The organism is Vibrio wakamikoensis (assembly GCF_050337275.1).
GTDB lineage: Bacteria > Pseudomonadota > Gammaproteobacteria > Enterobacterales > Vibrionaceae > Vibrio > Vibrio chaetopteri.
In genome coordinates this window covers 161,921-176,026 of sequence record NZ_JAKJST010000012.1, presented here as the reverse complement: position 1 = coordinate 176,026, position 14,106 = coordinate 161,921, and the positions used below count along the sequence as shown (strand labels likewise).

Sequence of the window (14,106 nt, the reverse complement as noted above, 5' to 3'; positions counted from 1 at the left end):
AGGGTGATTTCTCAATTTTGAAGCAGTTTGCACTAAAAACCATGAGCTTTTCGAGGTTTTGCCACAAATCCACTTTTCCATTAAGTATTTATTAACTTAATATTCACCCCGTCAGCCCATACAATTAACATTATAACTATGCGACTCACTATAACAAATAAACTCCTACTCGCACTTATCTTGGTTTTTGGCACCGTCGTTGTCATTTCAACCACTTATCAATACAACCAGCAACGTAACCTTATCTATTCGGTACTCAGTGAGCAGCTAGAGGATAAAGCCAGTAACTATTTTGATAGTTTGAATATGATGATGCTTACCGGCACCATGGCACAAAAAGAAACGTTACGAGGTAAAGCTCTGGCTCAAGAGAATATCGAGAATGTCCGAGTGCTTCGTGGTGATGCTGTGAGCAAACTCTACGGCCCAGGTTTAGACAATCAAGTTGCGCTTGATGATATCGATAAACGTGCCCTACTTGGAGAAACCGTGTTGGAGCCATTTAAGGCAGAATGGGGGCAAGGCCTCGTCGTTGCATTGCCAATGAAAGCCAGCGAGAACTACCGCGGCACCAACTGTATTGCTTGCCACATGTCTCAAGAAGGTGAAGTGCTGGGCGCAATTCGAATTGAGTATAATCTCAGTCATGTAAATAGCATGATCAACAAGCGCACCGCGATTGCCGTCGCCATTATGGCTGCCATAGCGTTTATCGGCTACCTCGCGACCATTTTCATTGCGAGACGCTTTATCGTGGGTCCGGTGCAAACTACATCGAAATTTATGACGCGAGTGAGTGGAAGCAAAGATCTCTCCATCCGATTAGAAGGCAAGCAAAACGACGAAGTTGGCGACCTTACTAATGATATCAATGACTTCCTAGATACTGTTTCACATAGCCTAGTCAAAGTGCAGTCGACCGCTCAAACCGTCAGTGGCAATGCCGACAAACTTACTGACATCGCGCAAAACAATGAATCGACTGCCAAGCGTCAGCTTGATGAAACCGCTGCGGTTGAAGCCAACATGCAGATGCTAAAAGAGCAACAGGCAACGGTCAGCGAAGCAACACAGCGCGCCTCACAATTAATGCAGGAAACCTGTGAGCTCACTCGTCTAAGTAGCGTGGAAGCGAAAAACGCCAGTGATGATATTGAGTCCTTGGTTCAAGATATAACAGAAGTCTCAACGCACATCTCTGAGCTCAATGAGCAGACGGAACAAGTCTCTGCGATCCTATCCACCATTAAAGGCATTGCTGACCAAACGAATCTGTTGGCTCTCAACGCTGCCATTGAAGCAGCACGTGCGGGTGAGCAAGGCCGAGGCTTTGCCGTTGTCGCCGATGAAGTTCGCTCCCTTGCCAGTCGGACTACAGAAGCGACCAACGATATTGAAACCATTATTGCCAAGTTCCAACAAGGCAGTAGTTTCTCAGTTAACGCAGTCAATCAAGTGTCCGACACTGCCCACCAGCGCGCTGATGAAGTGCAAGCCCTCGCTAGCAAAATGCAGACCGTAGTGTCGCAAATTGAATCAACGACAGAGCTTGCTAGTCAAGTGCAGGATCAGATCCAAGCCAACCGCCAAACCAGTGAAAGTGTCGGTGAAAAAACCGCCACAATCACGGAGCATGCAAACGAAACATCCAGCAGCGCGACCCAAACGCATCAAATCAGCATGGACTTACAACAGCTTTCTCATCAGTTGGAGACATTACTTAATCAATTTATGCTTAATAACCACAATAAAGGTTGAACCGTGAAAATTGACAGGTAATATGTCCCTTTGAAAAGAAATTTAGTAGCAACCCAATGAGTTGACTAATTATTGGTCAATAATCATTGGGTTGTATTGTTACCTCCATGGAGATGATTAATAACATGACTTACGCGCCTGTAACTGACGTACTAAGCGGTAAGCTAGCGGTAGACAGTGAAGTAACTGTTCGCGGCTGGATCCGTTCGCGTCGTGATTCCAAAGCTGGAATCTCTTTCCTTGCCATCTACGACGGCTCTTGTTTCGACCCGATTCAGGCCGTGGTCCCAAATAATCTTAATAATTACGAAGAAGAAATCCTAAAACTGACTACTGGCTGTTCAGTGGAAGTAACGGGCAAAATCGTAGAATCTCCAGCGAAAGGTCAAGACTTTGAGCTTGCAGCGACTGACGTTAAAGTAGTTGGTTGGGTTGAAGATGCAGACACTTACCCAATGGCTAAGACTCGTCACTCAATCGAGTACCTACGTGAAGTAGCACACCTTCGTCCACGTACTAACGTGATTGGTGCGGTTGCGCGTGTTCGTAACTGTCTATCTCAAGCGATTCACCGTTTCTACCATGAGCAAGGTTTCTTCTGGACTTCTGCGCCACTTATCACAGCGTCTGACGCTGAAGGTGCTGGTGAGATGTTCCGTGTGTCTACTTTAGACCTTGAGAACCTACCTCGCACTGAAAAAGGCGACGTAGACTTTAACGAAGACTTCTTCGGTAAAGAGACGTTCCTAACCGTATCTGGCCAGTTGAACGCCGAAGCTTACGCGTGTGCACTAAGCAAGGTTTACACGTTTGGTCCTACGTTCCGTGCAGAAAACTCAAACACCAGCCGCCACCTAGCGGAGTTCTGGATGGTTGAGCCTGAAGTTGCATTCGCAGACCTAGAAGACGTGGCTAAGCTTGCTGAAGACATGCTTAAGTACGTGTTTAAAGCGGTACTAGCAGAGCGTCGTGATGATCTTGAGTTCTTTGCTCAGCGCATCGACAAACAAGCAATCACTCGCCTAGAGCAGTTCGTAGATGCTGACTTTGCTCAGGTTGACTACACAGACGCAATCCAAATCCTTCTAGACTCTGGTCGTGAGTTCGAATTCCCAGTTGAATGGGGTATCGACATGTCTTCTGAGCACGAGCGTTTCCTAGCGGAAGAGCACTTCAAAGCGCCAGTCATCGTTAAGAACTACCCGAAAGACATCAAGGCATTCTACATGCGCTTGAACGACGACGGTAAAACGGTTGCAGCGATGGACGTTCTCGCACCAGGTATCGGTGAAATCATCGGTGGTGCACAGCGTGAAGAACGTCTAGACGTTCTAGATGACCGTATGCGTGCAATGAATATCGACCCAGAGCACATGAACTGGTATCGCGATCTACGTCGTTACGGCACAGTACCTCACGCTGGCTTCGGTCTTGGCTTTGAGCGTCTAGTGTCTTACGTAACAGGCATGGGCAACGTTCGTGACGTTATCCCGTTCCCACGTACACCACGTAGCGCGAACTTCTAAGCTGTTTCGTAGAACAGTTAGTCGCACAAATTAGCTATTTCAAAGGCCACCTCAACAGGTGGTCTTTTTTATTACTCGATATACCGTTTTAAAGTCACTATTAATGCGTGTTTAGTTTTCGTTTTCGAAGCACTTTTTACATTGGTAAACCATCAAAATCACACTACATTTAGATTAAAGAAAAACAACAACACGAGGTGTTTTGATGGGCAAGTTTACACAGAACGATATCCAATACTCCGGTGAAAGCAACGGCGTACATAAATGGGAGTCCACAAGCGGCCAGCCTTACTATTGGCACCCAGATTGGCTACATGTCGCAGAAGATGAAACAGGATTACACCCTAAACAAGACCTAGATGTTGGCAGTAGTGAAGAGGCGACGAAAGAGCATGCTGCAAGCGCAATACTGAAGCATCTTAATGATTGGGCGAAAAGTAAGTTCGATAAAAATCCCGATATCGAAACTCAAGCCGTTGAGTCGGAGCACCAATTGAAAGGCCACGACGACTAACCCGCTATCACTAACGTGTCTAGCTATAAGATTGGCAGATACTGCCATTCACATTCATCAGCGCAAAGCACGTTAGTGACACCTTTCTCCCCGTATGTTAGCGATAAACCCATACCTTTTCATACACAAACACCCAATTTGTTCCCTTTTCTGTTTCAAATCAAAATAATTTTCTGTTTTCTTCTTTAATGTGGTTGTCAGGTATAGCCTTGAAAGGTATAAATAGGCTGTTGTCACCAAGTAACCGTTTCGTTACCAATGGTTTTTCGCCCCCTTCAATTAACATGGATGAAGAATATGTTTGAAAAAGTTGTTGCAGCACCCGCTGATCCTATCCTCGGTCTAACAGAAGAGTTTAAAAAAGACGCTCGCGCTGAAAAGATCAATCTAGGTGTTGGTATCTACAAGAATGAGCAAGGTGAAACCCCTGTTCTAGCGACCGTAAAGAAAGCGGAAGCAGCACTTTTAGAAACGGAGAAAACCAAATCTTACCTAACGATTGAAGGTACAGCTGAATACAGTCTAGCGGTACAAAAACTGCTGTTCGGTGCAGATGCTGAAATCGTAACTGAAAAACGCGCAAAAACGGCTCAAGCTCCGGGTGGTACGGGTGCACTGCGAGTTGCTGGTGAATTCATCAAGCGCCAACTTGGCGATGCAAAAATCTGGATCAGTAACCCAACGTGGGCGAACCACAACGGCGTATTCAGCGCAGCAGGTATCGAAACCGCGCAATACCGTTACTACGATGCAGAAAGCAAAGACAAAGATTTCACTGGCATGGTTGCGGACCTAGAGCAGGCATCTGCAGGCGACATCGTTCTGCTACACGGCTGCTGTCACAACCCAACAGGTATCGATCCAACAAGTGACGAGTGGGAGCAACTAGCGAAACTTGTCGCAGACAAAGGTCTTATCCCTCTATTTGACTTCGCTTACCAAGGCTTTGCAAAAGGCGTAGAAGAAGATGCACAAGGCCTACGTACATTTGCTAAGTACAATACAGAAATCCTAGTGGCGAGCTCATTCTCAAAGAACTTCGGTCTCTACAACGAGCGTGTAGGTGCCTTCACACTCGTCGCAGCATCAGAAGAGATCGCAACAACGGCTTTCTCTCAAGTTAAGAGCATCATTCGCTCTATCTACTCTAACCCACCAGCACACGGCTCTGCGGTTGTTACTTACATCCTTAACGATGCTGCACTGCGCGCTGAATGGGAACAAGAAGTCGCTGAGATGCGTGATCGCATCCAAGATATGCGCGAACTGTTTGTTGAGACACTAAAAGCAGAAGGCGTTGACGCAGACTTTAGCTTTATCGAGCGCCAAAACGGCATGTTCTCTTTTTCTGGCCTAAGCAAAGAGCAAGTGAACCGTCTGAAAGAAGAGTTTGCTATCTACATCGTTGGCTCTGGCCGTATCAGTGTTGCTGGCATGACCAAATCAAATATGGGACCACTATGTAAAGGTATCGCTGCGGTACTTTAATGTCCTAATATCAAAATATTAACTCAAAGGTCAGCGTAAGCTGACCTTTTTGGTTTCAGCGTGTAGTATTAACAGATACTCCATTTGATAAGGCTCGTCATGGACGCTGAACTGATTGAAATCCAGAACTTTCTGGCCTCTCATCCCCCTTTCGATGAACTCCCTGAAGAAACGCTGATACACATCTCACAGCAAATCGAGATTGGCTACTATCGTGAAGACACCCCAATCATTCATTTTGGTGACGATATCCAAGATCTGTTTATGGTGCGCAGCGGCGTCGTCGAAATCTACCGCCGTAAAGGTGAGCTATACAACCGAATTGATGAAGGCGATCTGTTCGGTCAAATGGGTCTTCTTACCAACAACAAGGTACGTTTCCCCGCCAAAGCCGTCGAAGATACGTTGGTGTACTGCATTCCCGCTGAAGTGTTTCAGGAGCTATATGATGGCTTTGACTCCTTCGCTGACTTTGTTGAAGTAGAAGATACGGTTCGATTGCGCCAAACCGTCTCGAACAATGAGAACACCAACGACCTTACAACATCAAAAGTTCGAACCCTTTTGACCCGAGATGCACCGACTATTGAACGTAGCAGTAGTATCCAAAATGCCGCGCGCGTTATGGCGGATGAACAAGTGTCATCACTGCTCATTATCGACCCTGAAATCGTCGAAAGTGATGAAGATGACTCCTCTCCCGTCGTCGGTATTATTACCGACAGAGACTTGTGCACACGCGTTCTTGCGGAAAACCTAGATCCACAAGACGAAGTCTCCTCTGTCATGTCTACTGACGTAATTTCACTTGATCACAACGCGTACGTTTACGAAGCCATGCTCACCATGCTTCGTTATAACGTCCATCATCTACCGGTGCTTAAAAACAAAAAACCGTTGGGGATCATCGAAACCACCGATATCGTTCGTTACGAATCGCAGAACTCGCTGCTGCTAGTAAGCAGTATCTTCCAGCAACAGTCCATTGAAGAACTCAAAGCACTGTCTGAACAGGTTCGCGACAGTTTCGTGCGCTTGGTGAATGAAGATGCTAACGCCCACATGGTAGGCACTGCAATGTCGGTGATCGGACGAAGCTTTAAACAGCGTATCATTGAACTCGCAGAAGAAGAATTAGGCCAAGCACCGATCCCATATTGCTTCTTAGCACTGGGTTCTATGGGACGTGATGAGCAGCTCATAGTCACAGATCAAGATAATGCCATTATTCTTGATGACAGCTATGATAAAGCCAAGCACGGTAAGTACTTTGAAGCCTTCTCCAAATTTATCTGCGATGGTTTAGCGGACTGCGGTTACACCTACTGCACCGGCGATATCATGGCAACCAATCCCGAGTGGCGAATGACCCGCAAAGAATGGGAAGCCTGCTTTGCTGATTGGATTGATGACCCCAACCCGAAAGCCCTACTCAATGCCTCTATCTTCTTTGATCTAGATGGCGTATATGGCAAGCTAAAATGGGCTGAGCAACTCAACAGCTTCATTGTCAGACGCGCGAGACGCAACAACCGCTTCCTTGCCTGTTTGGCACGCAATGCGCTTAACCGCAAGCCGCCTCTAGGCTTCTTTAAAGATTTTGTGATGGAAAAGGATGGCCGTCATAACAACTCTATCAACCTTAAACGACGTGGTACGGCACCTTTGGTTGACCTTATCCGTGTGCACGCCCTCGCGGTCGGCTCACGCTCAACTAACTCGTTTGAGCGTCTAGATGACATCCACGAGGCAGGGATTTTACCCAAGGGTCGCGCACGTGATCTTAAAGATGCCCTCGAATTTATCTCAATGGTGCGTATCTCACACCAAGCGCTCGACGTCGAGCAAGGTATCGAGCCAGACAACAACGTCGAGCCAGAGAACCTGTCCGACTTTGAAAGACGCAATCTCAAAGATGCGTTCCAAATCTTGAGCAACGGTCAGAACTTCCTGAAGTTCCGCTATCAAGCCAGTAACAACTTTAAGTAGGTCATATGATAAAGAAGCTCCTTAAAGCTCCGGCAGTGCAATGGAACAGTAAGTTCGAACAACTTAGTGAGCGTGCCAAAGATGACAGGCTCAAAGCCTTTTATGCTGCAGGCTTACCGTCACCAGAAACCCCTTTGAATGAAGTGCCTTTTGTTGCCTTGGATTTCGAGACGACAGGACTTAACCCAGAAAAAGATGGGATTCTGTCGATTGGTTTAGTCCCATTTACACTCTCTCGAGTTAAACTCCGTCAAGCCGCTCATTGGACAGTAAGACCAAAAGCTAAACTCGAAGAAGAGTCTGTGGTCATTCACGGCATCACCCACAATGACTTGATTGATGCGCCTACATTGAATGAGATATTGGCCGACGTGCTCAACGCTTTAGCTGGAAAAATCATCGTAGTGCATTACCGCCCCATTGAACGCGGTTTTTTAAACTGTGCATTGAAGAAAATGCTCGGTGAAGGTATTGAGTTCCCAGTTGTCGACACCATGCAGGTAGAGTCGGACTATCAAGAGAAATTAACGGCGGGCATAGTCAATAAGCTCAAAGGTAAGCGTGCGGATTCGGTGCGTTTAGGTCAAACACGTCGCCGCTATGGGTTGCCAGACTACCCACCTCACCACGCTCTGATGGATGCTGTTGCAACAGCAGAGTTGCTTCAGGCGCAAATGGCCTATCAGGACAATGAAACCAAAGTACTTGGTGACTATTGGCTTTGACACCTCGGTCTTGCCTTAATTCTTGGGTTTAGGTGTTAGTTAAAACAAGTCCTGCTGCGGGCTTGTTTCCTCCTCGAGAACTTTATTTGGCACAGGGACTTTACCCTGTGCTAATTTACGACGATATCGCTGCCGACAAAGTTTGATAATATGCAGCTGCTGTGCCGACGTATAAGAAAGCCAATTAAAACGTTCTTCCCGCTTGCGCATACATCCTTGGCAATACCCCCTTTCATCCACCGTACAAACTCGAACACAAGGACTCGGCACGGTAAAAAACTCAAGCTGTTCCATTCACTTTCCTTGCTATCCAATCATTAATCTGGCTGGCAAATATTGCTCTGCCTCGCTATACCTCTGTTTTCGCCCTTCAATTACTCTAGCACCCACCTTACAAAGCTTAAAATTCAGAAAGTAAGAATAGTCTGAATTATCGGTCAGTAGCCATACCTGCAACATGGATATACAATAACTTCCACATCCTAGGTTGAAATCCCACTATACTAAAGATAACCTACTCCTGACAAAAAACAGTGTTTTATTAGATACGCTAGTCAGCAATTTCATTTAGTTGGAGCAATAAATATGAAGATTTTTTCTAAGAAGGTACTCGCAGCTGTTGCGCTTCCAGTTCTTATGACGGCTTGTGCCGCAAACGATGCTAAGCAGGAGGAGCCAATGAAAGCCGTTACCGCTCAGGATCTTCAGCACCATAACTGGAATCTGGTTCAAATTGATGGCAACCCAATTCAAATCGAAGAGCAAAGCGAAGCGCCACGCCTAGAAATCGGTGAAAAAATGACAGCCAACGGCAACGCAGGTTGTAATAACTTCTTCGGTCAAGGTGAGTTGAAAGACGGTCAGTTCCGCATTGAAAAAATGGGTATGACGATGAAAATGTGCCCAGGCGCGGCAATGGACATCGAAAGAACCGTTTCTCAAACCCTTTCTGACTGGAGTGAAATCACTGTCACTCAGAACGGTTTAGAGCTTAAAGGCCAAGCGCATACGCTAACATTTGAGCTAAAAGACTGGGTAAACTAAGCCAAACACATGATCTAGGAGGCCTCGCTTTATGCGAGGCCTTTTTGTATCCCTTCCCTACCCTCGGCTCTTACCCAACCTTTGCTTTACAACATTGGTTTTACAACATTGGTTTTGCCTATTGGAAGAATAACCACATCCAGTTATCTCTCGCACAGCAAAGCACGTATCTTATCGACATATTGAATTGCTATATTGAACCAAACGAGATTACCCATGACCACCAAAGCACTCATTGTCGAGGGAGGCGCCATGCGCGGCATTTTCGCAGCCGGCGTACTCGATGCATTTTTAGAGCAAGACTATCGCCCTTATGACTTTGTTCTCGGCGTCTCTGCGGGTGCTTCCAACCTACTTAGTTACTTAGGCAATGCACCAACTCGAAGCTATCAAGTCATTACTGAGTTGGCGACCAGCAAACAGTTCTACAACCCACGTCGATTTGTTTCTGGCGGCCATTTGGTCGATGTGAAATGGCTCTATGAAGAATCTAATCGCCGATTTCCTTTGGATCTGGAGCGCGTGTTTACATCGGCTCCTTTTATCGCTGCAGCCACCAATATCGCCACTGGCCGTCCCGATTACTACGAAATCACGCCAGACAATATCGCCAAGGCTATTGAAGCCACCGCTTCGCTGCCCCTTGCCTACAAAGAGACTCCTTGTTTTGATGGCGGCTGCTACACCGATGGCGGCGTGGCTGATTCGATTCCAGTACGTGAAGCTTATCGCCGCGGAGCAAGAGACATCACTGTGATTTTATCGCACCCTTTAAGCTATGAAATGCCAAAGCCTAAAGCAGGTTGGCTAATGAAAAAGTTATTCACGAAGCATCCAAACATTGGGCTAGCGCTGGCAAAACGTGCTGAAAACTACAATGACTCGCTGCTGTTTATTAAAAACCCACCCAAAGATTGCGTGGTTCGAGTCATCACCCCAACCGAGGACTTTCCTGTGCAGCGCTTAACGATGAAAAAAGCTCTACTCGATAAAGGCTATGAAATGGGTATGGAAGAAGGGCGAAGCCATGTCAATCATCTGACAGGTAAACTCGAGTATCGACAGGAAGAGTGTCACTTTTGCTAATAATGGATGAGTAAGTATGCCATCATAGTTACTCACCCACTATAAATAGGAAGTTTTCTTGATGCGTAAATCTGATAAGAAAATTGATAATCTAATCAGAGAAGTGTTGACCGAAGTTTGTGAAGGTACGCTAAAAAACTACGAAGGTTTTCTTTGGGTGACTCACACGGTCAAATTCCAGTCCTTCCCACAGAGCTTACAAATTATCTGTGTATTCGAATCGAACCAAGATAGAACCAACTTTTTGACAAGCGATGGCCAGCAACACGTTTCAACTAGCATCCAAAATGCGTTTAATCAGGTTGGCGTACAAATAAAAAACGTGGGTAAGCAAATCAATTACGAAACACGTTAAAAGTTAAATTACGCGAAAGAGACATACGGTATGAAGAAGCAACAAAGTCCCTGCATTGGCGTCTGTAATTTTTCAAGTTCCAAAGGATGGTGTTTGGGTTGCGGTAGAACTCGGGAAGAGTGCCAAAAATGGAAAAACATGAAGCCTTACGCAACAAAGGCACTTCAGAAGGAACTTAAAAAGAGATTGTTGCAAACGAATGCGAGTAGAGATAATTGAAAACTCCCAACTTAAATCTGCCCACATTCGAGTTCGCCAGCCTAACTCGAAAATGACCCAGCACCAATATTTCCGTCATTCCTGCACAGGCAGGAATCTAGTCACCGCGAGTAATTGCTTCGGAGTTAAACGTGGTTTTGCCCCAAACTTTGCTAAAGATGCTGCTCGTCAATATCCTCTCATAATATTTAGCATTGAAAAAACTAATGATAAATCTCCACTGAAAAGTAACCATTTTCAGTGGTTTTAATTTGTTGAGAGCGAATAAAAGAAAGCAGTACAGTCTTAATTCGTGCTTTGTGAGGTATTTTTCAGGAGGGAAACCGCTAACGGTTACTATGGCCACACTAAGTTTATGAATTTACCATACACATTAGAAGGGAAATAACTAGTGAATGAATTTCACTTCAGCCTGAAATCTAAGTAACTTTTTTCAATTAAATCAGAGAGCAATAATTGACTCATCAAGTTAAGTGTCACACGAAGACGCTTGAATAAAAATTGCAAATACTCTTGAGGGGTCATTATGAATCAATATAAAAAATCACTAACGCTCTTAACCTGTGGGGTTCTTCTAGCAAGCACACCATTAACAGTAATGGCAGAAGAAGAGTTTCACGATGCGGATCCACGAAACAGGCATAGGGGCTTCAAATGAGGGTGAGATAAAACTGGCTGTTGGTGGAGGTGGTTCAAATCTTTTTGATACTGACTATCAGACACAAACGAATGTTTTAATTGAATACTACACAGATTCAGAAAATGCCCGACTTCGTTCCGCACACTTTGATGAGCGATTTGGTGGTGTTTACATTGACTACAATCATATTAGCGATGCGATTGACTTCTATTCGGCAGGTTACATGCTTCCGTTGGATGCTGGCGATAACTTAATGCTTTTTCCGTCGGTCAATTACACTTATGTGGATTTCGATACCGATGGTTTAGCGAAAGTGGCTAATGAAGCATGCAATTTCGCAAACTCTTCTGTTGTGAATGCCTGCGGCACCCTTGAAGGACTTGGAGGAGCAAGTGCAACGTTGATTGAACAAGTGATCGGCAATGACGACTCGGCTCACATGGGGTCTGTGAACTTCTATGCTTTAAAGCCATGGAACGCTAACCACTATACTGTAATCAACGCCAATCTTGGGTCTTCGTTTGATGGTGTTGAAATGAATGTCGCTAACTTAATGTGGTTACAAGGTATCAAGACAAAGTTGGGTGACAACATTCTAAATATCTACTTTGAAGTAAAGTACGATGTAATTGAAATTGAGCCGACTGGCTATACTGCGATTAACAATTCAACATTCAAATCTGAAGAGACCACGGGTACCATCGGCTTTGATTTCCGTTTCTAATCACGGTGAAAATTTTCGCTTGCATGTCAATTTCATGTAAGCGAAACCGTTTCTTTGTTATTCACTTTTCTGCCGTGAACATTGAAAGATCTAGGCAAATGACTCTCTGATCACTCCCTTTAGCCACTGGACCCCCATATCTCTTTCCGTTGCGTTGTGATTGATTAAATAAAGCGGGAGAAGATCACAGTTAAACGGCAAGTCAAAACGTTGAACCAAGTTTAGCTCCTTGGTTTTATCATACAGGTACTCAGGAATGACACTGAGCCAGTCACTTTCGGAAACCATAAAAATAAGATTCATTGCAGCTGTTGAACCATATGTCACGTTTACATTAGGCACTTTATCCTGAATAAGCTCCTCAAATGTATTTCTATCAATATCTGGTCGACTCCAACCAACATGTTCTTCATTAAGGAATGTCTGAAGCGTCAGATGTCCATTGACTCGAGGGTGGTCCTTGTTGGCAATCGCAACCATTTTATCTGTCGCCACTTGTTCAACAACAAAAGAGCGATTTTCAGAGTTGACGAATGAAATAAGCACATCAGCCTTACGCATACTTAATGCGTTGTTAAAAATTTCTTCGCGGTTTTCACTTCTATACTTGACGATATTCACATTGGGTGCTGCGCGCTTTGAGATTTTTAATAATTTTTGAAAATACCAGAGGTCGAGGTCTGAATCTCCTGCGATAAAAAAGGTTCTATCACTTGTCTCTGGGTAAAATGTTTCAAATATTTTTTTGGTTCCTTCAAGAGCTGTGAGGTGTGGTGATACTTCTTTGTAGAGTTCCACTGCGTATGTTGTTGGCTTTAACCCTCTTCCCTCTCTGACGAAAAGCGGGTTGTTATACTCATTTCGTAATTTGCTGAGCGCATGACTGACCGCTGATGAAGTAATGTGCATTATTTCAGACGCACCTCGGACACTTCCCGTTTTATAAATTGCAGAGAATGTTTTGAGTAAATTTAAATCAACCATAGTACGACTCTACCGTTTCGAAGCTTTATTTAAGCGTGAATGAGGTTCATTTGACTTTTCCTGCAATCAGCTCTGAGACCATGTTTTTTAGCCAAACATGCAGGCTATGATTGCGGTTTTTTTGCAGCACAGAAATAGAGAATGGGACTTCAATCGTTTTTGAGAAACTCAGGTCTATTCTTTGAAGAAGATCAGGATAGCGAGCAAGATACATTTTTGAACCGACTAAAATCGTGTCTGAGGTTGATACGATATTCACCGCCGTTTGCAAGTCGCCACATCGTAGATCGATAACATATTCTCTCTCCGTTATCATTTCAGCTTGCGATTTAATCTTCATCCCATTTTCAACTTCAGTCCCTATGCAGACAGCAAGATCAAACTGATCGAGCTCTTGTGGCGTGTGGGCTCCATTGGCTAACGGGTGCTGTTTTCGTCCATACACGCAGAGCTCGTCAACAAACAGTTGCTTGCTGTATATCTCTTTAGGTTGGTCTAGGATTTCATGATTCAGTGACATGTGGATATTGCCATTGAGCAGGCCATTCATCGTGCCTGAATCGCAATTGTCGAGGCGGAGTTTTACATTAGGAGCTTCAGATTTTATTTTGGTATAAAGCTCGGTACCAATGAGTTCAAGCGCGGAAGGGTGCAGGGCAATGCGTAGCTCTTCAGTCAAATGAGCAGGGTTAAAAGACTCTTGGGGTTGGAACGTCAATAATAGAGCCTCAAGTGCATTAGGCATTCGAGAGTAAAGGTGATCAGCATACTCTGTTGGGGCTAATCCAGATTTTGTCTTAGTAAACAGAGGGTCGTCTAAGGTGTCTCGAAGTTTTTTCAATGTACGGCTAATAGCCGATTGACTCAACCCTAAACTTTCGGCGGTTTTAGTGGTGTTTCGTATTTGATACAACGAGATAAACACTTTTAGATGATGTATTTCCAACTGTTCTAATCTATTTAGATTCATAAAAACCTACAAAAAATCCGGCCTATTGAGTATAAAGCCAATGTGGGCCAAGTTGACCCACATTGGCGTTCATACGTTAATTTT

The 14,106-nt window shown here is 44.8% G+C and carries 14 protein-coding genes; 11 read left to right on the top strand and 3 right to left on the bottom strand.

The genetic code is table 11. The features are described from left to right. The first annotated feature begins 138 nt into the window (after nt 1–138). The 6 genes from L4C42_RS01535 to L4C42_RS01510 all read left to right on the top strand — a co-directional run bounded on the left by L4C42_RS01535 (nt 139) and on the right by L4C42_RS01510 (nt 8,000). Complete coding sequence (locus L4C42_RS01535; RefSeq protein ID WP_353498484.1) at nt 139–1,758, top strand: methyl-accepting chemotaxis protein; 1,620 nt, start codon at nt 139–141, stop codon at nt 1,756–1,758. 125 nt (nt 1,759–1,883) lie between these two features. Further along, nucleotides 1,884–3,284 carry an asparagine--tRNA ligase gene (asnS, locus tag L4C42_RS01530; RefSeq protein WP_353498483.1) on the top strand — a complete coding sequence of 467 codons (1,401 nt, stop codon included), beginning with the start codon at nt 1,884–1,886 and terminating at the stop codon, nt 3,282–3,284. 205 nt (nt 3,285–3,489) lie between these two features. Beyond that, a complete protein-coding gene (locus L4C42_RS01525; protein ID WP_353498482.1) occupies nt 3,490–3,798 on the top strand; it encodes a hypothetical protein in 309 nt (102 codons plus the stop codon). A 297-nt stretch (nt 3,799–4,095) separates the two neighbouring features. Then, nucleotides 4,096–5,286 carry an amino acid aminotransferase gene (locus tag L4C42_RS01520; RefSeq protein WP_418641535.1) on the top strand — a complete coding sequence of 397 codons (1,191 nt, stop codon included), beginning with the start codon at nt 4,096–4,098 and terminating at the stop codon, nt 5,284–5,286. Nucleotides 5,287–5,385: 99 nt separating this feature from the next. After that, nucleotides 5,386–7,275: a putative nucleotidyltransferase substrate binding domain-containing protein gene (locus tag L4C42_RS01515; RefSeq protein ID WP_353498480.1), complete on the top strand. Its 1,890-nt coding sequence runs from the start codon at nt 5,386–5,388 to the stop codon at nt 7,273–7,275. A gap of 8 nt (nt 7,276–7,283) precedes the next feature. Further along, entirely contained in the window at nt 7,284–8,000 is a 717-nt protein-coding gene (locus tag L4C42_RS01510) for a 3'-5' exonuclease (RefSeq protein ID WP_353498680.1), read from the top strand. 39 nt (nt 8,001–8,039) lie between these two features. Here the strand turns inward: L4C42_RS01510 and L4C42_RS01505 are convergent, their stop codons facing one another. After that, nucleotides 8,040–8,294, bottom strand: a complete 255-nt coding sequence (locus tag L4C42_RS01505; RefSeq protein WP_353498479.1) for a DUF1289 domain-containing protein — start codon at nt 8,292–8,294, stop codon at nt 8,040–8,042. A 291-nt stretch (nt 8,295–8,585) separates the two neighbouring features. Between L4C42_RS01505 and L4C42_RS01500 the strand changes: the two genes are divergently transcribed. The 5 genes from L4C42_RS01500 to L4C42_RS01480 all read left to right on the top strand — a co-directional run bounded on the left by L4C42_RS01500 (nt 8,586) and on the right by L4C42_RS01480 (nt 12,068). After that, nucleotides 8,586–9,044 carry an META domain-containing protein gene (locus tag L4C42_RS01500; protein ID WP_353498478.1) on the top strand — a complete coding sequence of 153 codons (459 nt, stop codon included), beginning with the start codon at nt 8,586–8,588 and terminating at the stop codon, nt 9,042–9,044. 216 nt (nt 9,045–9,260) lie between these two features. After that, entirely contained in the window at nt 9,261–10,130 is an 870-nt protein-coding gene (locus L4C42_RS01495; RefSeq protein ID WP_353498477.1) for a patatin-like phospholipase family protein, read from the top strand. A 61-nt stretch (nt 10,131–10,191) separates the two neighbouring features. After that, nucleotides 10,192–10,485 (top strand): Fis family transcriptional regulator, encoded by a 294-nt coding sequence (locus tag L4C42_RS01490; protein WP_353498476.1) that lies wholly within the window; start codon nt 10,192–10,194, stop codon nt 10,483–10,485. A gap of 30 nt (nt 10,486–10,515) precedes the next feature. After that, nucleotides 10,516–10,704, top strand: coding sequence for a DUF1289 domain-containing protein (locus tag L4C42_RS01485; RefSeq protein ID WP_353498475.1), 189 nt, complete (start codon nt 10,516–10,518; stop codon nt 10,702–10,704). Between the two features lie 620 nt (nt 10,705–11,324). Then, nucleotides 11,325–12,068: a hypothetical protein gene (locus L4C42_RS01480; protein ID WP_429759026.1), complete on the top strand. Its 744-nt coding sequence runs from the start codon at nt 11,325–11,327 to the stop codon at nt 12,066–12,068. A 90-nt stretch (nt 12,069–12,158) separates the two neighbouring features. Here L4C42_RS01480 and L4C42_RS01475 read toward each other — a convergent pair whose 3' ends face one another. After that, on the bottom strand, nt 12,159–13,052 hold the full coding sequence (locus L4C42_RS01475; protein WP_353499489.1) for a LysR family transcriptional regulator: 894 nt from the start codon (nt 13,050–13,052) through the stop codon (nt 12,159–12,161). A 46-nt stretch (nt 13,053–13,098) separates the two neighbouring features. Further along, the gene (locus L4C42_RS01470) at nt 13,099–14,022 is read right to left on the bottom strand and encodes a LysR family transcriptional regulator (RefSeq protein ID WP_418642916.1); all 924 of its coding nucleotides are present in this window, start codon (nt 14,020–14,022) and stop codon (nt 13,099–13,101) included. Between the last annotated feature and the right edge of the window lie 84 nt (nt 14,023–14,106).

Coding starts and splice junctions, on each gene's coding strand:
- L4C42_RS01535 (WP_353498484.1), top strand. CDS start 139: ATGCGACTCACTATAACAAATAAACTCCTACTCGCACTTATCTTGGTT.
- asnS (WP_353498483.1), top strand. CDS start 1,884: ATGACTTACGCGCCTGTAACTGACGTACTAAGCGGTAAGCTAGCGGTA.
- L4C42_RS01525 (WP_353498482.1), top strand. CDS start 3,490: ATGGGCAAGTTTACACAGAACGATATCCAATACTCCGGTGAAAGCAAC.
- L4C42_RS01520 (WP_418641535.1), top strand. CDS start 4,096: ATGTTTGAAAAAGTTGTTGCAGCACCCGCTGATCCTATCCTCGGTCTA.
- L4C42_RS01515 (WP_353498480.1), top strand. CDS start 5,386: ATGGACGCTGAACTGATTGAAATCCAGAACTTTCTGGCCTCTCATCCC.
- L4C42_RS01505 (WP_353498479.1), bottom strand. CDS start 8,294: ATGGAACAGCTTGAGTTTTTTACCGTGCCGAGTCCTTGTGTTCGAGTT.
- L4C42_RS01500 (WP_353498478.1), top strand. CDS start 8,586: ATGAAGATTTTTTCTAAGAAGGTACTCGCAGCTGTTGCGCTTCCAGTT.
- L4C42_RS01495 (WP_353498477.1), top strand. CDS start 9,261: ATGACCACCAAAGCACTCATTGTCGAGGGAGGCGCCATGCGCGGCATT.
- L4C42_RS01490 (WP_353498476.1), top strand. CDS start 10,192: ATGCGTAAATCTGATAAGAAAATTGATAATCTAATCAGAGAAGTGTTG.
- L4C42_RS01485 (WP_353498475.1), top strand. CDS start 10,516: ATGAAGAAGCAACAAAGTCCCTGCATTGGCGTCTGTAATTTTTCAAGT.
- L4C42_RS01480 (WP_429759026.1), top strand. CDS start 11,325: ATGCGGATCCACGAAACAGGCATAGGGGCTTCAAATGAGGGTGAGATA.
- L4C42_RS01475 (WP_353499489.1), bottom strand. CDS start 13,052: ATGGTTGATTTAAATTTACTCAAAACATTCTCTGCAATTTATAAAACG.
- L4C42_RS01470 (WP_418642916.1), bottom strand. CDS start 14,022: ATGAATCTAAATAGATTAGAACAGTTGGAAATACATCATCTAAAAGTG.